The organism is Nocardioides ginkgobilobae, from assembly GCF_054781275.1.
On the sequence record NZ_BAAGUS010000001.1, the window covers coordinates 44278 to 64404 of the forward strand.

General features: G+C 73.1%; 26 protein-coding genes and 4 tRNA genes. 14 read left to right on the plus strand and 16 right to left on the minus strand.

What is annotated here, in order from left to right:
• Nucleotides 1-11: 11 nt before the first annotated feature.
• Nucleotides 12-146, plus strand: coding sequence for a hypothetical protein (locus tag ACYVID_RS00210; RefSeq protein WP_460733276.1), 135 nt, complete (start codon nt 12-14; stop codon nt 144-146).
• 166 nt (nt 147-312) lie between these two features.
• Here ACYVID_RS00210 and ACYVID_RS00215 read toward each other — a convergent pair whose 3' ends face one another.
• Both ACYVID_RS00215 and ACYVID_RS00220 read right to left on the minus strand, forming a co-directional pair.
• Nucleotides 313-717 carry a response regulator gene (locus ACYVID_RS00215; RefSeq protein ID WP_300644918.1) on the minus strand — a complete coding sequence of 135 codons (405 nt, stop codon included), beginning with the start codon at nt 715-717 and terminating at the stop codon, nt 313-315.
• Between the two features lie 70 nt (nt 718-787).
• Entirely contained in the window at nt 788-1207 is a 420-nt protein-coding gene (locus ACYVID_RS00220; protein WP_460733278.1) for a group I intron-associated PD-(D/E)XK endonuclease, read from the minus strand.
• Nucleotides 1208-1269: 62 nt separating this feature from the next.
• Between ACYVID_RS00220 and ACYVID_RS00225 the strand changes: the two genes are divergently transcribed.
• Nucleotides 1270-1343, plus strand: a tRNA-Arg gene (locus ACYVID_RS00225).
• A 130-nt stretch (nt 1344-1473) separates the two neighbouring features.
• Here ACYVID_RS00225 and ACYVID_RS00230 read toward each other — a convergent pair.
• On the minus strand, nt 1474-1935 hold the full coding sequence (locus tag ACYVID_RS00230) for a nuclear transport factor 2 family protein (protein ID WP_460733280.1): 462 nt from the start codon (nt 1933-1935) through the stop codon (nt 1474-1476).
• A 221-nt stretch (nt 1936-2156) separates the two neighbouring features.
• Between ACYVID_RS00230 and ACYVID_RS00235 the strand changes: the two genes are divergently transcribed.
• Complete coding sequence (locus ACYVID_RS00235) at nt 2157-2843, plus strand: PIG-L deacetylase family protein (RefSeq protein ID WP_460733282.1); 687 nt, start codon at nt 2157-2159, stop codon at nt 2841-2843.
• A gap of 16 nt (nt 2844-2859) precedes the next feature.
• Here ACYVID_RS00235 and ACYVID_RS00240 read toward each other — a convergent pair whose 3' ends face one another.
• Nucleotides 2860-3885 (minus strand): adenosine deaminase, encoded by a 1026-nt coding sequence (locus tag ACYVID_RS00240; protein WP_460733284.1) that lies wholly within the window; start codon nt 3883-3885, stop codon nt 2860-2862.
• A 3-nt stretch (nt 3886-3888) separates the two neighbouring features.
• A complete protein-coding gene (locus tag ACYVID_RS00245; RefSeq protein ID WP_460733286.1) occupies nt 3889-4623 on the minus strand; it encodes a DsbA family protein in 735 nt (244 codons plus the stop codon).
• A 64-nt stretch (nt 4624-4687) separates the two neighbouring features.
• Here ACYVID_RS00245 and orn point away from each other — a divergent pair, with 64 nt between their 5' ends.
• Both orn and ACYVID_RS00255 read left to right on the plus strand, forming a co-directional pair.
• The gene (orn, locus tag ACYVID_RS00250; protein ID WP_460733288.1) at nt 4688-5347 is read left to right on the plus strand and encodes an oligoribonuclease; all 660 of its coding nucleotides are present in this window, start codon (nt 4688-4690) and stop codon (nt 5345-5347) included.
• A gap of 40 nt (nt 5348-5387) precedes the next feature.
• Nucleotides 5388-5463 (plus strand) — tRNA-His (locus ACYVID_RS00255).
• A 54-nt stretch (nt 5464-5517) separates the two neighbouring features.
• On the opposite strand, the gene ACYVID_RS00260 is transcribed toward ACYVID_RS00255, so the two are convergent.
• Both ACYVID_RS00260 and ACYVID_RS00265 read right to left on the minus strand, forming a co-directional pair.
• Nucleotides 5518-6465, minus strand: coding sequence for a pirin family protein (locus ACYVID_RS00260; RefSeq protein WP_460733290.1), 948 nt, complete (start codon nt 6463-6465; stop codon nt 5518-5520).
• 116 nt (nt 6466-6581) lie between these two features.
• Nucleotides 6582-8657, minus strand: coding sequence for an ATP-binding protein (locus ACYVID_RS00265; protein WP_460733292.1), 2076 nt, complete (start codon nt 8655-8657; stop codon nt 6582-6584).
• 130 nt (nt 8658-8787) lie between these two features.
• Between ACYVID_RS00265 and ACYVID_RS00270 the strand changes: the two genes are divergently transcribed.
• The 4 genes from ACYVID_RS00270 to ACYVID_RS00285 all read left to right on the plus strand — a co-directional run bounded on the left by ACYVID_RS00270 (nt 8788) and on the right by ACYVID_RS00285 (nt 11592).
• Nucleotides 8788-10371 carry a phytoene desaturase family protein gene (locus ACYVID_RS00270; protein WP_460733294.1) on the plus strand — a complete coding sequence of 528 codons (1584 nt, stop codon included), beginning with the start codon at nt 8788-8790 and terminating at the stop codon, nt 10369-10371.
• Between the two features lie 78 nt (nt 10372-10449).
• Nucleotides 10450-10525, plus strand: a tRNA-Lys gene (locus ACYVID_RS00275).
• Between the two features lie 235 nt (nt 10526-10760).
• Complete coding sequence (locus ACYVID_RS00280; RefSeq protein ID WP_460733296.1) at nt 10761-11132, plus strand: group I truncated hemoglobin; 372 nt, start codon at nt 10761-10763, stop codon at nt 11130-11132.
• Nucleotides 11133-11241: 109 nt separating this feature from the next.
• On the plus strand, nt 11242-11592 hold the full coding sequence (locus ACYVID_RS00285; protein WP_460734017.1) for a DoxX family protein: 351 nt from the start codon (nt 11242-11244) through the stop codon (nt 11590-11592).
• 34 nt (nt 11593-11626) lie between these two features.
• Here ACYVID_RS00285 and ACYVID_RS00290 read toward each other — a convergent pair whose 3' ends face one another.
• The 3 genes from ACYVID_RS00290 to ACYVID_RS00300 form a co-directional block, all read right to left on the minus strand.
• Nucleotides 11627-11989: a hypothetical protein gene (locus ACYVID_RS00290; RefSeq protein WP_460733298.1), complete on the minus strand. Its 363-nt coding sequence runs from the start codon at nt 11987-11989 to the stop codon at nt 11627-11629.
• Nucleotides 11986-12435 carry a hypothetical protein gene (locus ACYVID_RS00295; RefSeq protein ID WP_460733300.1) on the minus strand — a complete coding sequence of 150 codons (450 nt, stop codon included), beginning with the start codon at nt 12433-12435 and terminating at the stop codon, nt 11986-11988. Before ACYVID_RS00295 ends, ACYVID_RS00290 begins: the two co-directional genes overlap by 4 nt.
• Before the next feature lie 84 nt (nt 12436-12519).
• On the minus strand, nt 12520-12732 hold the full coding sequence (locus tag ACYVID_RS00300) for a hypothetical protein (protein WP_460733302.1): 213 nt from the start codon (nt 12730-12732) through the stop codon (nt 12520-12522).
• Between the two features lie 83 nt (nt 12733-12815).
• Between ACYVID_RS00300 and ACYVID_RS00305 the strand changes: the two genes are divergently transcribed.
• Complete coding sequence (locus ACYVID_RS00305) at nt 12816-13970, plus strand: hypothetical protein (protein ID WP_460733304.1); 1155 nt, start codon at nt 12816-12818, stop codon at nt 13968-13970.
• A gap of 232 nt (nt 13971-14202) precedes the next feature.
• Here ACYVID_RS00305 and ACYVID_RS00310 read toward each other — a convergent pair whose 3' ends face one another.
• A complete protein-coding gene (locus ACYVID_RS00310) occupies nt 14203-14502 on the minus strand; it encodes a GroES family chaperonin (RefSeq protein ID WP_300644986.1) in 300 nt (99 codons plus the stop codon).
• Nucleotides 14503-14539: 37 nt separating this feature from the next.
• Entirely contained in the window at nt 14540-14788 is a 249-nt protein-coding gene (locus tag ACYVID_RS00315; protein ID WP_460733306.1) for a DUF3618 domain-containing protein, read from the minus strand.
• Between the two features lie 63 nt (nt 14789-14851).
• Between ACYVID_RS00315 and bcp the strand changes: the two genes are divergently transcribed.
• Both bcp and ACYVID_RS00325 read left to right on the plus strand, forming a co-directional pair.
• Entirely contained in the window at nt 14852-15331 is a 480-nt protein-coding gene (bcp, locus tag ACYVID_RS00320; RefSeq protein ID WP_460733308.1) for a thioredoxin-dependent thiol peroxidase, read from the plus strand.
• Between the two features lie 41 nt (nt 15332-15372).
• On the plus strand, nt 15373-16290 hold the full coding sequence (locus ACYVID_RS00325; RefSeq protein ID WP_460733310.1) for a hypothetical protein: 918 nt from the start codon (nt 15373-15375) through the stop codon (nt 16288-16290).
• Nucleotides 16291-16328: 38 nt separating this feature from the next.
• Here the strand turns inward: ACYVID_RS00325 and ACYVID_RS00330 are convergent, their stop codons facing one another.
• Entirely contained in the window at nt 16329-16877 is a 549-nt protein-coding gene (locus ACYVID_RS00330) for a GNAT family N-acetyltransferase (RefSeq protein ID WP_460733312.1), read from the minus strand.
• A 65-nt stretch (nt 16878-16942) separates the two neighbouring features.
• Between ACYVID_RS00330 and ACYVID_RS00335 the strand changes: the two genes are divergently transcribed.
• Together ACYVID_RS00335 and ACYVID_RS00340 are read left to right on the plus strand one after the other, a co-directional pair.
• The gene (locus ACYVID_RS00335) at nt 16943-17917 is read left to right on the plus strand and encodes a lipase family alpha/beta hydrolase (protein WP_460733314.1); all 975 of its coding nucleotides are present in this window, start codon (nt 16943-16945) and stop codon (nt 17915-17917) included.
• Nucleotides 17918-18010: 93 nt separating this feature from the next.
• Nucleotides 18011-18093: transfer RNA gene (locus ACYVID_RS00340), tRNA-Leu, on the plus strand.
• Between the two features lie 13 nt (nt 18094-18106).
• On the opposite strand, the gene ACYVID_RS00345 is transcribed toward ACYVID_RS00340, so the two are convergent.
• From ACYVID_RS00345 to rph, 3 genes are read right to left on the minus strand one after another with little or no spacing between them, the layout of a single operon-like run.
• Nucleotides 18107-18688, minus strand: coding sequence for a 1-acyl-sn-glycerol-3-phosphate acyltransferase (locus ACYVID_RS00345; protein ID WP_460733316.1), 582 nt, complete (start codon nt 18686-18688; stop codon nt 18107-18109).
• Complete coding sequence (rdgB, locus tag ACYVID_RS00350; RefSeq protein WP_460733318.1) at nt 18685-19338, minus strand: RdgB/HAM1 family non-canonical purine NTP pyrophosphatase; 654 nt, start codon at nt 19336-19338, stop codon at nt 18685-18687. Before rdgB ends, ACYVID_RS00345 begins: the two co-directional genes overlap by 4 nt.
• Complete coding sequence (gene rph / locus ACYVID_RS00355; RefSeq protein ID WP_460733320.1) at nt 19331-20047, minus strand: ribonuclease PH; 717 nt, start codon at nt 20045-20047, stop codon at nt 19331-19333. Before rph ends, rdgB begins: the two co-directional genes overlap by 8 nt.
• Nucleotides 20048-20127 lie beyond the last annotated feature (80 nt).

Sequence of the window (20127 nt, forward strand, 5' to 3'; positions counted from 1 at the left end):
AGGTGCGGCCCGTGGGGGCCGAGGAGGACGGGACCGGGTCGGCCGCGCGCAGCCAGGACGGCACCGAGGCGCCCGAGCGCCCGGGTGTCGCCTACGGCATCACCTGCGGTGTCGACCGGCCTCAGGGGCCGGGGCGCCACGCGTAGACGGCAGTGAGCTGACGAGCGGCGCGACGTGCACGGAGCTTCGCGATCATGTGCGTACTTCCTCCCCTGTGAGTGCCGGGGCCGCAGACGTCGGACCCGGGCCGGAGACCTCCCAGTACCCCGGTGCGCGGAGACTATCCCGCCGGTCCAGACCGCCGCCAGGGAATCAGGACCCGAGCACCCCGGTGATGAGCTCCTCCAGCTGCTGGCGGCGCAGCGGCTTGGGCAGCACGTCGTGGATGCCCAGCTCCTGCAGCAGCGGCCGCTTGTCGCCGGCCCAGGCGCTCACGACCACGATCCGCACCCCGTGGGCGTGCTCGGGGTGCTCCTGCACCCAGCGCACGACCTCCTCGCCGGTCATCCGCGGCATCGACAGGTCGAGCAGCATCAGGTCGTAGCGGTCCCGCTGCAGCGCCTCGACGGCCTCGACCCCGTCCGCGGCCTCGTCGGCCTGGTGGCCCTGGCGGTGCACCATCCGGGTCATGACCTCACGGATGTCCTCGGTGTCGTCGACGACGAGGAACCTCAGACGTCGGTCCGAGGCACCCGAGGTGGGGGCTTCCTGGGTCACGGGCGGATCGTACCCACCGAAAGCCGGCGACACCCCTCGGCGACTGCTTCCGTTGCTGCAGCGAACTCAGCTACTCGGGCAGGGTGCGCAGTGCTGAGCCGTGGATGACGCCCCTCGCCTGGTTGTTGCGGGCGGGCAGCACACGAATCGTGATCGACTGCCCGTGCTCGCTCGGCCGCACGTAGTAGCAACCATCGGTGTCCGGGCAATAGATCGCGACCACGTCGACCTCGCTCTTGTCCATCGGACTCGTGTGGGTGCCGTGGCGGTCGGCCCACAAGGATCGGAAGTGCACGGTCAGCGCTCCTGCCCGGGCGGATCGGTATTTCACCTGGACTCGAACGAAGGCGCCGGCCTTGTAGGCGACGAGATCGAAGGCCGAGTGCTCCGTGACGGGGAAAAGGATCGCGTGACCGGACCCGGCAAGGTCTGCGTGCACCTTGGCGACCCCCAAGTCCCCCTTGTCCTTGGTGTGGTGGCGGCTCACCATGTGCCGAGACTAGCGGCCTACCCGTCTGTTGGTCTGGTCCTGGACTTAGGCTTTGGTCCCCAGCCTCCGTAGCTCAGTTGGATAGAGCGAGTCACTTCTAATGACTTGGTCGCAGGTTCGAGTCCTGCCGGGGGTGCTCACGTCGCGGACTGCGCCTGCGTTTGCTCGCGGTGACCTCCCACGTTGATCGGCTGCGGACGACGCGGCGGCGCAGGGGTGGGCCTGGTCGGCCTCGTTCAGTGGGTCGGACGTGACCGCGGACCGGCTCAGATCAGCAGGTGGTGCGACAGGTCCCCGACCAGGTCGACGTGCATCGTGCGGCTCTCGAACCACCAGGAGCCGTCGATGCGGTGGAAGGTGTCGTGGTAGCGCCCGGCGATGATCGGCTGCAGGGCGAGCGCCTCGGTCGCCTGGAGGACGGTGAAGCGGCTGCGGCAGGTCGCGGTGCCGGACTCGTCGTCGACCTCGAGGATGAGGTTGGTCGTGACGTGGTGGGTACGCGGCGTGCCGGTCTCCTCGTGGACGCGGGTGGTGGCGGCGTACAGGCGGCGCACCGCGTCGCGCCCCTCGAAGACCGTCTCCGGTCCGCCGCCCTCGACCCCGTGGATGCGGCCGTGCGTGAACAGCTCCGCCACCCCGTCGAGGTCGCCGGCGTCGATGCGCTCGGCATAGGTGTGGACCAGGTTCTCGATGACGCGGGCGCTGTCGGCGCCGGGAGCGGCGGGCACGTCCGCAGGATAGGGGTCGCCGTGCACGTCGCGTGCACACTCGTTCACCCCGTCGGATGGACCTGGGCCGAGGACCGGGACGTAGGTTCGGGCCACCCGTCGTCGGCGGGACTCGGGCGAAGGGACGACTCGTGCCCCAGCACTGGCAACAGCACCCCCCCTCGTGGGGACGGGGTCCGGCCCTCGACCTGCGGACGGGCGGGCAGGCGTGGGAGCGCCTCGTGGTCGTCTCGGCCCACCCCGACGACGAGAGCCTGGGCGTCGGCGGGCTGATCGCGCACGCCCACCGGGCCGGGATCGGCGTCTACCTCGTGCTCCTCACCGCCGGGGAGTCCTCGCACCCGCCTGCCGAGCACTGCTCCCGGCACTCGCTGGCCACCCGGCGCCTCGCCGAGATGGACGCAGCCGTCGACCTGCTCGCACCGGGCTCCCCCGTCGTCTTCCTCGGCGCGCCCGACGGCGGGGTGGCCGACGTCGAGGAGGAGGTCGTCGCCGCGCTCGGCGAGATCGTCGGCGAGGGCCACGGCACGCTCCTGGTCGCACCCTGGCGCCGCGACGGGCACCCCGACCACGACGCCGCCGGGCGGGCCGCCGCCCGGGTGGCCGCGTCGAGCGGGGCCCGGCTCGTGGAGTACCCGCTGCTGATGTGGCACCGGCTCCAGCCCGACGAGGCACCGTGGGAGCAGATGGCCGTGCTGCGCCTCGACGAGGCGTCCCTGGAGACCAAGCTCGCCGCCATCCGGGCGCACGCCTCCCAGATCCGCGGCGCCGATGGCGCACCGGCCCCGCTGGACGGCCGCTTCCTCGGCCACTTCACCGTGCCGCTGGAGCACCTCGTGCTGGCCACCGAACCGGCACCTCGGCCTCCGCGTGGCCAGGACCCGGTGGCGCTCGTCACTCACGTCTGACCGGCACCGGCGCCCGTCAGCCGGCGTACGCGTCGATCTCGGCGAGCAGCCGACGGCGTACGTCGTCGGGGGCGAAGGAGGCGCGCACCGACGTGCGGGCGAGCTCCTTGACACCCTCCTCGTCGAGGCCGAGCAGGTCCACGGCGATCTCGTACTCCCGGTTGAGCGTCGTGCCGAACATCGGCGGGTCGTCGGAGGCGATCACCACCGTCACCCCGGCCTCGACGAAGCGCGGCAGCGGGTGCTCCTCGATCCGCGCGACCGCGCGGGTCGCGAGGTTGGAGGACGGGCACACCTCCAGCGGTACGCCGCTCTCCGCGAGGTGCGCGAGGAGCGCGGGGTCCTGCGCGGCACTGGTCCCGTGGCCGATGCGCTCGGCACCGAGCTCCTGCAGGGCGTCCCACACCGTGCCCGGCCCGGTCGTCTCCCCCGCGTGCGGCACCGAGCGCAGCCCGGCGGCCCGGGCGGCCTCGAAGTGCGGGCGGAACTGGGGCCGCGGCACCCCGATCTCGGGCCCGCCGAGGCCGAAGCCGACGAGCCCGTCGCCGCCGTGCCGCAGGGCGTAGTCCAGCGTCGCGTCGGCCGCCGGCAGCCCGGCCTCGCCGGGGATGTCGTAGACCCAACGCAGCACGAGGCCGAAGTCGCGCTCGGCCGCGACCCGGGCGTCCTCGAGCGCCTCGGTGTAGGCCTCGATCGGCATCCCCACGCCTTCCTCGTGCGGGCGTACCGAGGTGTAGGGCGTGCACGTGAGCTCGGCGTAGCGCAGCGACTGGCCGGTCGCCATCTCGCGGGCGACCTCGTAGGTCAGCACCCGGACGTCCTCGGGGGTGCGCACCAGGTCGACGACCGCGAGGTAGACCTCGATGAAGTGCGCGAAGTCGCGGAACTCGAAGAAGCGGCCCAGCTCCTCGGGGTCCGACGGCACGACGCCGGGGTGGCGCCGGGCGAGCTCGGAGACGATCCGCGGCGAGGCCGAGCCGACGTGGTGGACGTGCAGCTCGGCCTTGGGCAGAGCGGCGATGAAGGCGGGGTCGACGGCCACGTGTCAGGCCACCGCGTCGCGGACGGCCTGGATGATCTCCTCGGGCGAGCCCTGGACGACCTGGCCGTCGACCAGCACGGTCGGGGTGCCCTGCACGCCGGCCTCCTGGGCGGCCTGCGTGGCGGCGTCCACCCAGTCGCGCATGGTCTCCTCGAGGATGCCCTCGGAGACCTCGGACTCCTCGGCGCCCGCCTCGACGGCGAGGTCCAGCAGCGCCTGGTTGTCCGGGAAGGGGCCGGACTCCGACGGCTGGTTCTCGAAGAGCAGGTCATGGAAGGTCTTGGCGACCTCGGGGCCGGACTCGGTCAGGACGACCGCGAAGGCGTTGACCGCCCGCGGGCTGTAGTCGCTGATCCGCTCCAGCAGGTTGAAGGGGCGGTACTCCACCAGCACCTCGCCGTCGGCGGCCAGCTCCTCGAAGGGCTCACGGCTCGCGGACTCCAGGTCGCCGCAGAACGGGCAGAGGAAGTCCTCGTAGACGATGACGTCGACCGGGGCGTCGGGGTCGCCCATCGTCACGCCGTACTCGCTGCTGCCCGCGGGGGTGGCGGTGACGTCCGAGGAGCCGTCGGTGGCGCGGACGAAGAGGAACGCGGCTCCCACGATGAGCACCATCGCGACGACGACGAGCGTGACCGAGCGGATGGTGCGGCGACGCTCGGCGGCCTTCTGCGCCTCGCGGGCGGCCTGGGCGCGGGCCGCGCGCTCCTCGGCTCGGGCGCGGGAGTTCTTCGACATGGCTCCGAGGGTAGGAGGTCGGGCTGAAACAGCGCTGAGAGGACCCCGCGTAGGGTGTGGCCCCATGACCGACCGACTGGTGTGGATCGACTGCGAGATGACCGGGCTCGACCTCGGCACCGACGCCCTGATCGAGGTCGCCGCACTGGTCACCGACTTCGACCTCAACGTGCTGGGCGAGGGCGTCGACGTGATCGTGCGCCCCCCGGCGGAGGCGCTGGAGCAGATGATCCCCTTCGTGCGGGAGATGCACGAGAAGTCCGGCCTGCTCGAGGAGCTCGAGGGCGGCCTCGACCTCGCCGAGGCCGAGCGCCAGGTCCTCGACTACGTCCGCCAGCACTGCCCCGACGGCAGCCGCCCCCCGCTAGCCGGCAACACCGTCGCCACCGACCGGGCGTTCCTGGCCCGCGACATGCGCGAGCTCGAGGGCTTCCTCCACTACCGGATCGTCGACGTCTCCTCGATCAAGGAGCTGTCCCGCCGGTGGTTCCCGCGGGCCTACTACGCGGCGCCCGAGAAGCGCGGCAACCACCGCGCCCTGGCCGACATCCAGGAGTCGATCGAGGAGCTGCGCTACTACCGCGAGGCGGTCTTCGTGGCCACCCCCGGCCCCGACACCGACACCTCGCGCGCGATCGCTGCCCGGCACGGTGGCGCGCTGACCGGCCTGGGCCAGCCGACCGCCGACGCAGAGGTGGCGTCGGATTCGGTGACTGCCCCCTAGTCCCCTACACTCATCCCCGGTCCGGCCCTGCCGGCCCGTGGTGGGTGTAGCTCAGCTGGTAGAGCATCGCGTTGTGGTCGCGAGGGTCGCGGGTTCAAGCCCCGTCACTCACCCCATGTGCACGAGCCCCTGACCCGTGAGGGTCAGGGGCTCGATGCGTCCTGGAGCGGTCAGGCGGGGACCTGCCCGAAGGACCCGCGCTGGAAGTCCTGGTAGGCCTGCAGGACCTCGGCCTTGGTGTTCATGACGAACGGCCCGGCCCAGGCCAGCGGCTCGCGGATCGGCTGGCCGCCGACGACGATGACCTCCATCTTCGGCGAGCGCCCCTCCTGGGTGCGGTCGGCGGCCACCGTGAGGAAGTCACCGGCGCCCATCGCCGCGGTCTGCCCGGTCCGGATCGGCCGCTGCTCGGTACCGACGGTGCCGCGGCCCGAGAGCACGTAGACCAGCGCGTTGTGCTCGACGGTCCACGGCAGCTCCAGCTGGGCGCCGGGCTCGATGGTGGCGTGCACCAGCGTCATCGGGGTGTACGTCGAGCCGGGGCCCTCGTGGCCGTCGACCGAGCCGGCGATGACCCGCACGAGCGAGCCGGCGTCGGCGCTGGCCAGCAGGGCGACCTCGCGGGAGCGGATGTCCTGGTACTTGGGTGCGTTCATCTTGGCCGAGCGCGGCAGGTTCACCCACAGCTGGATGCCGTGGAAGAGACCACCGCTCATCACCAGCGACTCCGGCGGGGCCTCGATGTGCAGCAGGCCGCTGCCCGCGGTCATCCACTGGGTGTCACCGTTGGTGATGGTGCCGCCACCGCCGTGGGAGTCCTGGTGGTCGAAGGTGCCGTCGATGATGTAGGTGACGGTCTCGAACCCGCGGTGCGGGTGCCACGAGGTGCCCTTGGGCTCGCCCGGGGCGTACTCCACCTCGCCCATCTGGTCCATCATGATGAACGGGTCGAGGTGCTGCAGGTCGATGCCCGCGAAGGCGCGGCGGACCGGGAAACCCTCGCCCTCGTAGCCCTGCGGGGCGGTGCTGAGCTGCCACACGGGGCGCGGCTGGTCCCCCAGCCCCGGCGCCTTCAGACGCGGCAGGACGGTGAGGTCGTCGACGGTGATCGCAGGCATGGTGGGCACCTCTCGGGCAGGGGATCGATGATCTGCCGGGTCCAACGGTAGTTGAATGTTGGATATTCCGGGAGGGTGGCCGCGGCCGGCCCTGGACCGGGACCACCCGGAGCCCCTCAGACGAGCGCCGGGAGCTCCACCCAGAACGTCGTGCCCTCCCCCTCGGCGCTCGCCACCCGGATGCTGCCGCCGTGCTGGCGCACCACCGCGTGGGCGATCGACAGCCCCAGTCCGCTGCCCGGGATCGCCTGGCGCTGGGCGTTGGAGGAGCGGAAGAAGCGCGTGAACAGCAGCTCCTGCTCCGCGACCGGGATCCCGATGCCCGTGTCGCTGACCCGGAGCGTCGTGCCGTCGCCGCCGGTCCCCAGGCCGACCTCGACCCGGCCTCCGGCGGGGGTGAACTTCACCGCGTTGGCGACGAGGTTGACCACGGCCCGCTCCAGCATGTCCCGGTCGCCGAGGAACGGCACCGGGTCCGCGGGCAGCTCGATCCCCAGGTCGAGCCCGCCGGTCTCGGCCGCGGGTGCCACCACCCCGCAGGCCTCGGTCACCACCTGACGCAGGTCCACGACCCGCGGTGCCAGGTTCAGCCCGTCCTCCTGCAGCCGCGAGAGCGTGAGGAGGTCGTCGATCAGCGCCAGCAGCCGCTCGGCGTTGCGGGACACCTTGGCCAGGGCCCCGTGCTGCGGTGTGCCGAGCTCGCCGAACTCGCCGTCGAGCAACAGCTCGAGGTAGCCGTGGATGCTGGTGATCGGGGTGCGGAGCTCGTGGCTGACCGAGGACACGAACGCGTCCTTGACCGAGTCGACCTCCTGCATCCGCTGCAGCGCCGAGCGGAGCGCCTCCTCGGCCTCGACCCGGTCGGTGACGTCCTCGGAGGTGGAGAGGTAGCCGATGACCTCACCCGCCTCGTCGGTCAACCGGCTCAGCGTCATCGAGTGCGTGCGCTCGGTCCCGTCCGCGCGGATGAAGACCATGTCCACACCGGCCATCGCGTGCTCGAGCATGTGGTCGGCGACGGCCTGCAGCGTCGGCTCGACGCCGAGCTCGGCGGCCTTGGCCGCGATGGTCTCGCGGCTGTGGAAGATCAAGGTGCTGCGCCCCATGACCTCCTCCGCGGCGTAGCCGAGCATCCGCTCCGCGCCCGGGTTGAAGAGGGTGATCCGGCTGTCACGGTCGGCGCCGATGATCGCGACACCGGTGGTGCCGCTGACGATCCTGTCGAGGGTGTCGCGCTCGGCGCGGGCCACGCGGGCCGCCTCGACGCTCTCCCCCACGCGCAGGATGAGCGGCACCACGATGAGCGCACACACGGCGGCGAACGCCGCCAGCAGCACGCCGCGCATGTCCCGCGGGAGGTCGTGCAGCTCCGGCGCCGCCGCGAACGGCCCGTGCCCGTCGCTCGTCAGCAGCACGGCGAAGGCCAGCAGCAGCACCATCTGCGCCAGCGCCTCGCGTGCGCCGATGCGCAGGGCGCTCCAGGCCAGCAGCGGGATGAGCACGAACACCACCGACGGCAGGTCGCCCGGCCAGAAGACCAGCGGCGCGGCGACGGCGATGCTGGCCCACTGCAGCAGGTGCTCACCGCGCCCTGCGATGTCGGAGTGCTGGGGCAGCTGCGCCCACAGCGGTGTCAGCACCAGGTGGGAGGCCAGGTGGGCGGTGCCCAGCCCCAGGGCGACGTACGCCGGGTCGCCGTAGTCGACCAGCCACGAGGTGAGGGCGCCACCCGCGGCGCCGACAGCACCCGCGAGGAAGCAGGTCACGACCCAGCGCCGGAGGTCGCCGTCGTCGCGCAACCGCCAGGTGAGGCTCCGGCCGCGGGAGAGCAGCCACCAGACCAGCGCCACCTCGACGGTGATGGTGACGGCGTACCCCACCGCCACCTCGACCGGACGACCTCCGAGGCCGACGCTGACCACGGCCAGGCCGAGCACGGGCGCCAGCAGCCGGGGCGCCACCCGGCGTGGGCTCCACAGCAGGGCGCCGGCGGCGGCGCCGACCGGCCAGATACCGATCACCTTGCCGTCGTCGGGCGCCGCGGAGACCGCGAAGAAGCCGGTGACGGCGGTCAGGAGCAGCAGCGAGCCCGCACGCAGGGGCCAGGAGTGCCGCCACGCGTGCAGCAGCCGCGGGGGGACCGTCGGGTCCGGCGCCGGCCCTCCTCCCGGGCTGCGCAACCTGCTGAGCATCCGTGCTCCCTCTCCCCGCTGCGCCCACCGCGCACCCCTATGACAGCACCTCGCCGCAACCGGCACCATCACCGACGCCCCGGGCGGTGCGGCTTGCCCGTCGCCGGAGGGCACTGGCTAGGTTGGCGCGATGAGCACCGGGAACCCAGCACGGAGCCACTACGACGTCGTGGTCGTCGGCGGCGGTCACAACGGCCTGGTGGCCGCGGCGTACCTCGCCCGGGCCGGGGTCTCCACCCTGCTGCTCGAGCGGCTCGACCACACCGGTGGCGCAGCGATCTCCGCGCAGGCCTTCCGGGGCCACCCGGTCCGGCTCTCGCGCTACTCCTACCTCGTCTCGGTCATGCCCGACGAGCTGATGGCCGACCTCGACCTGGACGTCGCGCTCGTCTCGCGGCGCACCGCCTCCCACACCCCGACGCTGCGCGACGGTGTGCCCGGCGGCCTGCACGTCGAGCGACCCGAGGGTCCCCGCACGCGTGCGTCCTTCGCGGCGCTGACGGGCGGTGAGGAGGAGTACGCCGCGTGGCAGCGCTTCTACACCGAGGTCGGGACCCTCGCCGAGGCGCTGGCGCCGACCTTCCTGCAGCCGCTCCCCTCCGAGGCCGACCTGCGCGGCCGGGTGGACCCGGTCATCTGGCGCGACCTCGTCGAGCGCCCCCTGGGCGAGGCCGTGGAGCGGCGCTTCCGCGACGACACCGTCCGCGGCGTGGTCGCGACCGACGCGCTCATCGGCACCTTCGCCTCCCTGCACGACCCGTCGCTGGTGCAGAACCGCTGCTTCCTCTACCACCTGGTCGGCAACGGCACCGGGGAGTGGCGGGTGCCCGTGGGCGGCATGGGCGCGGTGACCGACGGGCTGCTGCGCGCGGCGACCGCCGCCGGGGCCGAGGTCCTGACCGAGGCCGGTGTCTCGGCCATCACGCCCGGCGTCGACGGGGCGGAGGTGACCTGGCACGGCCCCTCCGGGACCCGGTCGGTGACCGCCGGCCAGGTGCTCTCCGGGGTGGCCCCGTGGGTGCTGCGGATCCTCCTGGGTGAGGGCGAGGCCCCGGAGAAGCCGGTCGGTGCCCAACTGAAGATCAACCTGCTGCTGGAGCGCCTGCCCCGGCTCCGCTCGGGCGTGGACCCCTCCGAGGCCTTCGCCGGCACCCTCCACCTCGGCGAGGACTACTCCGAGGTCGAGCGGGCGTACGCCGAGGCGGCGGCCGGTCGGGTGCCGACCACGATGCCGGGCGAGGTCTACTGCCACTCGCTGACCGACCCCTCGATCCTGGGCGACGCCCCGGACGGCACGCACACGCTGACCTACTTCGGGCTGCACACGCCCTCCACGCTCTTCGACGACCCGACGACCCGCGAGGAGCGCAAGGCCCTGGCCGTCGAGCGGGCGCTGGCCGAGCTCGACCGGCACCTGGTCGACCCGATCGCCTCCGTCGTGGCCACCGACGCCGACGGCCGGCCCTGCATCGAGGCGAAGATCCCCCAGGAGATCGAGGCCGACCTCGCCATGCCCGGCGGTCACATCTTCCACGGCGATCTCGAGTGGCCGTGGGCATCACCACGCGCACTGCTCGACTCCCCGGCGGCGCGCTGGGGCGTGCAGACCGACCACGAGCGTGTCCTGCTGTGCGGGTCGGGCGCGCGTCGCGGCGGCGCGGTCTCGGGGTTGGGCGGCCACAACGCCGCGCAGGCGGTGCTCGAGTCGATGTGACCACCGCCGCGCCTTCGTCGGCCGCTGTCGATTTCTCGCCGAGGCCGCCCGCTGGTAACGTTCACGTCGCTTCACCGGGCGCCATTAGCTCAATTGGCAGAGCAGCTGACTCTTAATCAGCGGGTTCGGGGTTCGAGTCCCTGATGGCGTACCACCGCAGAGCCCCAGGTCGACGACCTGGGGCTCTCGCCGTTCCCGGGCCCTCCCGGGCCTGGCTCCCGTGGCCGATCGCCACCGGTCCGGACCGCTGCGGTCCACGGCGCTGTTCCGGCCCCCCGGGCAGCACGGCTGTGCTGCACTGGTGCGTGGGAGCAGGTGCGTGGCCGTGGGTCGCGCACCGAGGAGGTCGCGCGGTGGGAGCCGCACGGCCCAGGAGGGAGAGGTCCGTCATGGATCCGACGTTGTACGACCACCTCGGCGGGCGCGACGCCATCGAGCTCGCCGTGCGCGGGCTCTACGCCCGCCTGCTCGAGGACCCCGGGATCGCGCCGGTCTTCGACGGGGTGGACCTCCTGCGGCTGCGCAGCCACATGACCTCTTTCCTGTCCGCGGCCCTGGGCTCGGGACTGGTCCACGTCGGCCGCGACCTGCACGAGGCGCACGCGGGACTGCACATCACCGACGCCATGTTCGACGCGACAGTCGCCCACCTCGTCGACGTCCTGGAGTCGCTCGAGGTCGCCGACGAGCTCGTCACCCGGGTGCTGGCCACGATCGCGCCGCTGCGCCTGCAGGTCGTGCACGGCAGCGCGCTCGTCTGAGCCCGGGCCCGGGCCCGGACCGAGGGGTGGCCCGGCGTCGTACGCCGCCGGGCAGACTGGCCGCGTGACCCTCGTACGCACCCTCACCCGGCTCGCCCTCGGCTCCGCGATGGTCTTCGCGGGCACGGCCCACCTCACCTTCGCGCGGGCCGAGTTCCAGGCCCAGGTGCCGGACTGGTTCCCGGTCGAGGAGGACCTGACCGTCCTCGGCTCCGGCGTCGTCGAGATCGGCCTGGGTGCTGCTCTCATCGCCGCGCCGCGGGCCCGCCGTCCGCTCGTCGGAGGCTTGCTGGCGGCCTTCTTCGTGGCCATCTTCCCCGGCAACGTCGCGCAGTACGTCGAGGGCACCGACGCCTTCGGCCTCGACACCGACACCAAGCGGCTCGTGCGGCTGTTCTTCCAGCCGGTGCTCGTGGTCCTGGCCCTGTGGACCGGCGAGACGCTGCGCAGCCGGCGCTGACGGCCGCAGCGTCGGCGGGCGGGGTCGGGGACGCTCAGCCGCGCCGGGGACGGACGGCCCGCGTGACCAGTCCGGTGGCGTCGTACAACGTGCGGAGCGTGTCGCCGTCGGGCGGCTGCGCGGGCGACCGGAACGACCGGGCCTCGACGACCAGGCCGCCGTCGACGGTGGCGCCGAGGTAGGACAGGAAGCCGGCGTCGTCGCGGACCGGGCCCCAGCCCAGGGAGGCCAGCGACTGGCACGCGTGGTCCCACGCCGCGACGTGCAGCGAGCTGCCGTCGAGCAGCACGTCGTCCTCGGGCCGGGGGCAGACGACCAGGCCGTAGCCGCTCGCGGGGTCGAGGTGCGCGGTGTGGAAGGAGTCCAGCGACATCGAGGGCAGCACGGCCGGCCTCACGCGACCTGGAAGAAGCCGGCGTCGCCCAGCAGGTCGGCGCACCGCCCGCACAGCCGGACGTCCTCGGCCCAGGGGTCCTCGGCGGAGCGGCCGCGACGACCCTCGACGACCGCGCGGACGGGCTCGACGTGGTGGGTGGAGCTGCACCAGCCGCGGACCTCGCGAGCGGCCTGCACGGTCTGCTCGGGCTGGGGGCGACGCGGCGGGGCGACGTCGCACACGTCGACGACCGTCGCGCTGCCCCGCAGGGTGCGGCCGTCGACGCGGGAGGCCAGGCCGTGGGCGACGAGCGCGTCGGCGACCTCGGCGGAGCGGACGGTGAAGTCGAAGCCACCTCGGGCCGAGCGGTGCGCGTGGGCGAGCACGGCGGCGTCGATCCAGGTGCCGCCGGCCCAGGCACCGGACACCTCGACGGTGCGGGTGGCCATCGTGACCGTGCTGCTCATCGCGGGCCTCCCTCCAGGCGCTGGTGCGGTGTGCTCGGACCAACGAGCGCCGCACCGGGAGGTCACGCCCCGGTGGTGCAGGCCTCAGCCGGTGGTCCGGACCAGCTCCACGACCCGTCGCGCCAGCTCGGGCCCGCAGTCCTCCTGCACGAAGGGGCTGCCCACGAGCCGCGCGTGCGGCTGGACCTGCGCTGCGGGGACACGGGCGATCAGTCGGGCCGGGAGCGAACGGCGCGGCGTACGCCGCGCGCTCGGCCGGCGAGGGCCGGACGACGGCTCGGGAGCCGGTTTGCTCAAGGAACCCTCAAGATTGCCGCACGGCGGCTCAAGGTCTCCCCAAGTCCCTTCCCAGGGTCGCTGGCCGCTGCCACGGTCCTCCCATGGTCCTTCGCAGCCTCCTCGCCACCACCGCCGTCGCCGGCGTCCTCGTCGGCGGCCTCGTGGCCGGGGCCACCGCGGCCGATGCCGCGCCGGGCGACAGCAGCCAGGGCAACTGCCCTGGCGCCCGTCCGGTCCCGGGCAGCTCCGACTCCCTGCTCGTCGAGGCACCCGCCGGCCAGGTGATCACGGGCTACTGCGTGAAGTCCGCCGGGCTGAAGGGCACCACCGGCACCCCGGAGACCGTCGTCCTCGCGACCCCCGTGAGCTCCCTGGTGCTGCGGCACACCGAGGGAGGCAACCTCACGCACTACACCCTCTTCACCGCGCCGGTCGCGACGGAACTCGAGGAGCCCACCGACCCGGAGGAGCCGCCCGTCGGCCCGACCGACCCCGAGGAGCCGGTCGACCCGGAGACGCCCGAGGAGCCGGTCGAGGAGCCCGAGGAGCCCGAGAGCACTCCGAACCCGCCGGTGACCACGCCGGGTGGCGGCTTCGACTGGGACTGGGCCTACGAGACCCCCGGCTGTGACGGCCTGGTCGTGGCCTACCCGAGCAACATCCCCGAGGGCCAGTCCAACGACGTCAACATCCGCCTCCTGACCGACCGGGGCGAGATCACCCTGAACTACCACCTCGACCAAGGCACCTGGTCGGGCACCACCGCCTTCGTCTACAGCCAGCACCGCCTGTGGCCGGCCGACGTGGCGTCGTACACCGTGGTCTGGACGCAGGTCGGCGGCACCAACTACCACTGGCAGGGCGCCGTCGAGTGCGCCCTCGGCGAGCCGTCGCCGACCACCGGCACCCGCAACGGGTACGCCGTGGTCAAGCCCGGCACCGGGGACGACAGCGGGACCGGCACCGTGCCCGCCGAGCCCGCCGCGGACCTCGTGACCGGCTACCGGACCGGCACCATCACGCTGTCCCGCGGCCAGCGGCTCGGCGCCGACACGATCGTCGTGACGGGCCTCGATGGCCGGTCCCTGGAGTTGCAGCGCCTGCGGAAGGGCGCCTGGAGCACCGTCGGCACCGTCGCCACCGCAGACGGCACCGCCACCGTGACCTACCCCAAGCAGACCAAGCGCGGCACCGTCGGCTACCGCCTCGTCACCGGCGACTGGACCAGCGAGGTCCTCACCGTCCGGGTCCGCTGACCGACCTTCCCGCGCCCCGTGGGGGCGGCGCGGGAGCACGACGCACCTCTGGGGAGGGAGTGCGCCGGACCGCGCCCCGGGTGACCACCGTGTCGCCCGGGGCGCGGTGGTGTGCGCGGGGCCGGTGGTCGGCGGCGTACGTCGGCGGCCGCGAGCGGGGATAGTCCGCACGCCTCGGCAGGTTTCACGCGCGTGAGACCTGCCTGGGCGTGCGGACTATCTCCTGCCGCGACTACAGGTAGAGGCCGGTGGCCTGGTCGCCGACCCGCTCGGCGGCGACGGCATGGACGTCGCGCTCGCGCATGACGACGTAGAGCTCGCCGTGGACCTCGACCTCGGACTTGTCGTCGGGCTCGAAGAGGACCCGGTCGCCGGCCTGCACGGCTCGGGCGTGCGGGCCGACCGCGACGACCCTGGCCCAGGCCAGGCGCCGGGCGCCCATGGCGGCGGTCGCGGGGATGACGATGCCGCCGGAGGAACGACGCTCCCCCGCCTCCTTGTCGACCTCGACGAGCACGCGGTCGTGCAGCATCTTGATCGGGGTGCCGTCACCCACGGTGCCGACCCGCCTAGTTCGTGATCTTGCGGACCAGCACGAACGCCACGACCACCCCGGCGACCGCACCCACGGTCTTGAGGATGTTGTCGGTGCGCGGCTGACCGGTCTGCACGTCGACGTAGTGCGCCTTGATCGTCCAGATCTCCCGTCCGACGATCGTCTTGGGGCTGGCGCGGTGCAGGAGCTGGTCGATGGTGCCCGCGAGGCGCTCGCGGGTCTCCTCGATCTCGCGCTCGAGGGCGCTGGGGTCCGGACTCACGCGCAGCAACCTACCAACCCCGACGCCCCTGCCCGGGTGGTGTCCTTGGCTAAGGTCACGCGCATGAGCGAGACCCCCCGCCTGAGCCCTGGCGACACCGCCCCCGACTTCACCCTCACGGATGACACCGGCGCCGACGTGAGCCTGTCCTCGCTGCGCGGCCGGAAGGTGATCGTCTACTTCTACCCCGCGGCGATGACCCCCGGCTGCACCAAGCAGGCCTGCGACTTCACCGACTCGCTCGAGTCGCTGCAGGCCGCCGGCTACGAGGTGCTCGGCATCTCCCCGGACAAGCCGGAGAAGCTCGGGAAGTTCCGCGAGAAGGAGTCGCTGGGCATCCGGCTGCTCTCCGACCCCGACCGCGAGGTCATGACGGCCTACGGGGCGTTCGGCGAGAAGAAGATGTACGGCAAGGTCGTCCAGGGCGTCTTCCGTTCCACCTTCGTCGTCGACGAGGAGGGGGCGATCGAGGTCGCGCAGTACAACGTCAAGGCCACCGGCCACGTCGCCAAGCTGCGCAAGGACCTCGGGCTCGACGCCTGAGCGGACCCCGCCAGGGTCGGGCGGGGGCTAGCGTGGGTCGGGTGCGCCGCACGCTGCCCCGGCACCCTCGCCCACCGGTACGCCGGTGGGCGGCTGCCGTGCTGGCGGTGCCCGCCCTGGCACTCCTCGCGGCCGGGTGCGGAGGCGCGGAGCCCGACGCGCGACCCGCCGCGTCCGGTTCCACCGGCGCACCCGAGGACGTGGCGCACCCGGGACGTCTGGTCCTCCACCTCGACCAGAACCGCATCCTCCGCCTCGGCCGCACCATCACCGTGCAGGTCCTCGACGACGCCGAGGGCACGGTCACCGTGGCCCGCGCCGAGGTCGCCTCCGAGCGCTTCGACCCGGTGACCTGGACCGGCGAGGAGACCTTCGAGCACCAGCTGCAGCTCGAGCTCGAGCTGCCGCCCACCCGCTGCGGCGAGGGCTCCGACGCCGAGGTCACCCTCACCTACCGGCTCGGCGAGGGCCCCTGGGTGCGCTCCACGTCGACCGCCACCGACCTCTACGGCTCAGTGGGCCAGCTGATGGACCGCGACTGCGCCGAGCAGACCTTCGTCGAGGCAGCGCGGCTGGAGCTCGGCCGGCACGAGGTGGTCGGGACCGGTCGTGCCTCGCGCTTCCTGCTGCCGGTGGGCATCCGCGCGACCGGCGAGCGCCCGGACGTCGCCTTCGCGGGGTTCGAGAGCACCGTGCTGTTCACGGTGGCCGGCACCCCGGGCCTCTTCCCCGACGTCGAGCCGCTGCGGCTGGAGGCCGGCGCGACCTACGAGGAGGTCCTGGAGATCACCCCGAGCCGGTGCGACGCGCACGCCCTGGCCGAGGACAAGGTGGGCACGCTGTTCCCCGTCCACCTCCTCGCACCCGGGCTGCCGCAGGACGCGTCCTTCCACCTGCCGATCTCCGACGAGGTGCGCGGGGACCTGCGGGCCTTCTTCGCGCCCCACTGCGGGATCTGAGCCGCAGCGTCCGCGTCCGCGGCACACCCCGGCCCCGATCAGTCGGTCGCCAGCCGGGCGTGCAGGTGCTCGTCGTGGAACCGGCCGTCGGCGTACCGGTAGGACTCGCGCAGCGTCCCCTCCAGCAGGAAGCCCGCCCTGCGCGCGACCCCGCACGACGCCGGGTTCTCGACGGCGTGGAAGAGGTGCAGCCGCCGCAGCACCAGCGCCCCGAAGCCGTACGCCGCCGCCGACCGCACCGCGCTCGCCGCGACGCCGCGACCCCGGCCCCAGGGCGCCACCCAGTAGCCGACCTCGGCGTCGCCCTGGTCCAGGTCGATCTTGAACAGCGACACCGCCCCGAGCACGTCGTCGGTGTGGGGGTCGGCCACGAGCCAGGACGCGTGCGTGCCGTCCCAGTCGTTGCGGCCCCGCGCCCACTCCTCGACCCCGGCCAGGGTGGTGGGGCCGGGGTTCCACAACGCCGTCCGCCCGTCGCCGAAGGCCTCCAGCACCCGTGCGTGGTCGTCCTCGCGCACCTCTCGCAGCAGCACCCCGTCACCGGGCACACGCACGGGCGGCGCCGGCACCACGCCGTCGGCGCTCATCGCCGGGCCTGCTGCCGGAGGCGGACGACCGGCCGCACGGTCGGCCGGGTCTGCGACCATGCGGTGTGACCAGCGTCCCAGTCGTTCCTCGTCGCGTCGGCCTCGCCCTGGTGGCCCTGCTGCTGACCGCCGGCCTCCTGCCGGCAGCGGCCGCGCCCGCCTCCGCCGAGGAGGAGCTGCCCGTGCCGTACACCTTCCTCACGTCCGCGATCCTCGCGGGGACACAGCTGGACGCCTCCCCGCCGGGCGCCAACGACTGGGACTGCCGCCCGACGCGGCGCAACCCGCGCCCGGTCGTGCTGGTGCACGGCCTGCTCGGCAACCGCAACACCAACTGGCAGACCATGTCGCCGCTGCTGAAGAACAACGGCTACTGCGTCTTCGCGCTCACCTACGGCGTCTCGCCCTCCCAGCCCACCGGCCTCGACCAGTTCGGCGGGCTGACCCGCATCCAGCGCAGCGCCCGCGAGCTGAGGCGGTTCGTCGCCCGGGTCCGCTCGGCCACCGGCGCGGAGGAGGTGGACATCGTCGGCCACTCCGAGGGAACGGTGGTCCCCAACTACTACGCCAAGTTCCTCGGTGGCGGGCAGTTCATCCGGCGCTACGTCGCCATCGCGCCGCTGTGGAGCGGCACCAACCCCGCCGGGCTCGACACCCTGAGCACCACCGCCCGCGCCTTCGGGCTGGGACCCGTGGTCGACGCGGTCTTCGCGCCGTTCTTCGCCTCCGGCCCGCAGCTGCTGGCCGGCTCGGACTTCTGGCGGAAGATGCGCCGCGGCGGTGGGCCGGCCGTCCCGGGCGTGGACTACACCAACATCGTCACGGAGTACGACCAGCTGGTGACGCCGTACACCTCCGGCATCGAGGAGGGCATGCGCAACCACGTGCTGCAGGACATCTGCCCAGTCGACCTCTCCGAGCACTTCCAGGTCGTGGCCTCGCCGACCACCGCCCAGCTGATGCTCAACGCGCTCGCGCCCCGGCGCGCGCGACCCGTGGAGTGCCGCCCGGTCCTGCCGTACGTCGGCACGCCCGGCTGATCCCGACCGGCCGCACGGCCGCCGCTCGTCCATGGGGCGACTCTAGGGCGAGCGACCGACGGCCCGCGGGCGCTGCCTAGACTCCCTCCGCGAGCCGGAGTGGTGGAACAGGCAGACACGCATGATTTAGGTTCATGTGCCCACTGGGCGTGCGGGTTCAAGTCCCGCCTTCGGCACCCTCGCAGGGCCTCAGTCCTGGTCCTCCTCGCGCAGCCGCGGGACCGACTGGAGCGCGGGGCGGATGGCGGTCTTGTCGGCGTAGAAGGCGCGCACCCGGTCCATGTCCGCACGGACGTCGCCGGTCAGCGGGAACGTCGGCCCCCAGCCGACGGTCCGCGACGGGCCGTCGACGAAGGCCAGGGTGATGGGGAGACCGGTCTGCTGGGAGATCCGGTAGAAGCCGGACTTCCAGTACTCGACCTTGCTGCGCGTGCCCTCGGCGGCGATGCCGAGCAGGAAGGTGTCGTCGGTGACCGAGTCCTCGATGAGCCGGCGGATGGTGGCGCCGGGGTCGGCCCGGTCCAACGGCACGGCGCCGGTGCGCAGCAGCAGCCAGCCGACCGGACCCTTGAAGAACTCCTGCTTGACCAGGAGCCGGATCGTGACGCCGGAGTCCCACGCCAGCAGCATCGTGAGGACCCAGTCCCAGTTGGAGGTGTGCGGGGAGCCGACCAGGATCCCCTTGCGCGGGACCTCACCGGTGGTGCGCCAGCGGGAGAGCCGCAGCAGGAGCTGGGCGAGCAGCCAGCGCAGCCGGGCAGCGGGCCTCACGCCCGCTCCCCCGCTGCGCCGAGCCGCGCCGCCAGGAGCGGGCCGAGCTCGCGCAGGGCCCGGCCCCGGTGGGAGATCGCGTCCTTGTCCTCGCGCGAGAGCTCCGCGGTGGTGAGGCCCGGTCGCTCGTCGGCGACGAACAGCACGTCGTAGCCGAACCCGCCGTCGCCGCGCACCTCGCGGATCACCGAGCCCGGCATCTCGCCGGTCACGACGAGCTCCTCCTCGTCCGTGTCGCCGTGCACCAGCGCCACGGCACAGGTGAAGTACGCCGTCCGGCGCTCGTCGGGCACGTCCTCGAGCTGCTCGAGCAGCAGCCGGTTGTTGCGGTCGTCCTGCCCCTCCTTCGACCCGGCGGATCGGCCCGACCAGCGCGCCGACAGCACGCCCGGCATCCCGTTGAGCGCGTCGACGCAGAGCCCCGAGTCGTCGGCCACGGACGGCAGGCCGGTGGCCCGCCAGCCGGCGCGCGCCTTGAGCAGCGCGTTGCCGACGAAGTCGGGGGCGTCCTCGACCGGCTCGTCGTACGCCGGTACGTCGTCGAGCCCGACGACCTCGAGCCCGGAGGCGTGCTCGGCGAGGATGCGCTGCATCTCCGCGAGCTTCTTGGCGTTGCGCGAGGCCAGGAAGACCCGGATCGGGTCAGCCACGAGCCAGGGCCTCCTGCTGGAGCCGGGTCAGGTCTGCACAGCCCTTCTCGGCCAGGCCGAGCAGCGCGTCGAGCTCGGCACGCGAGAACGCCGCGCCCTCGGCGGTGCCCTGCACCTCGACGAAGGAGCCGGTGCCGGTCATGACGACGTTCATGTCGGTCTCGGCGCGGACGTCCTCGACGTAGGGCAGGTCCAGGCGCGGGACGCCGTCGATGATGCCGACCGAGACCGCGGCCACCGACCCGGTGAGGGTCTCGGTGCGGCCCAGCGAAGCGCAGGCGTCGGCGAGGGCGACGTAGGCGCCGGTGATGGCGGCGGTGCGGGTGCCGCCGTCGGCCTGCAGCACGTCGCAGTCGAGCTGGATGGTGTTCTCCCCCATCGCCTCGTAGTCGATGACGGCGCGCAGCGAGCGGCCGATGAGCCGGCTGATCTCGTGGGTGCGGCCGCCGATGCGACCCTTGACCGACTCGCGGTCCGAGCGGGTGTGGGTGGAGCCGGGGAGCATGGCGTACTCCGCGGTCACCCAGCCCAGGCCCGAGCCCTTGCGCCAGCGCGGCACGCCCTCGGAGGCGGAGGCGACGCACAGGACCTTGGTCTTCCCGAACTCCACCAGCACCGACCCGGCGGCGTGGTCGAGCCAGTTCCGGGTGATGGTGATGGGGCGGAGCTCGTCGTCGGCGCGGCCGTCCTCGCGCGGTGCAGCAGTCATGCTCGCGAGGCTATCCACCGACGACGACGCCGGCGACCGCGGGTGCGCGGCCGCCGGCGTCGTACGTCGTCGTGGGACGG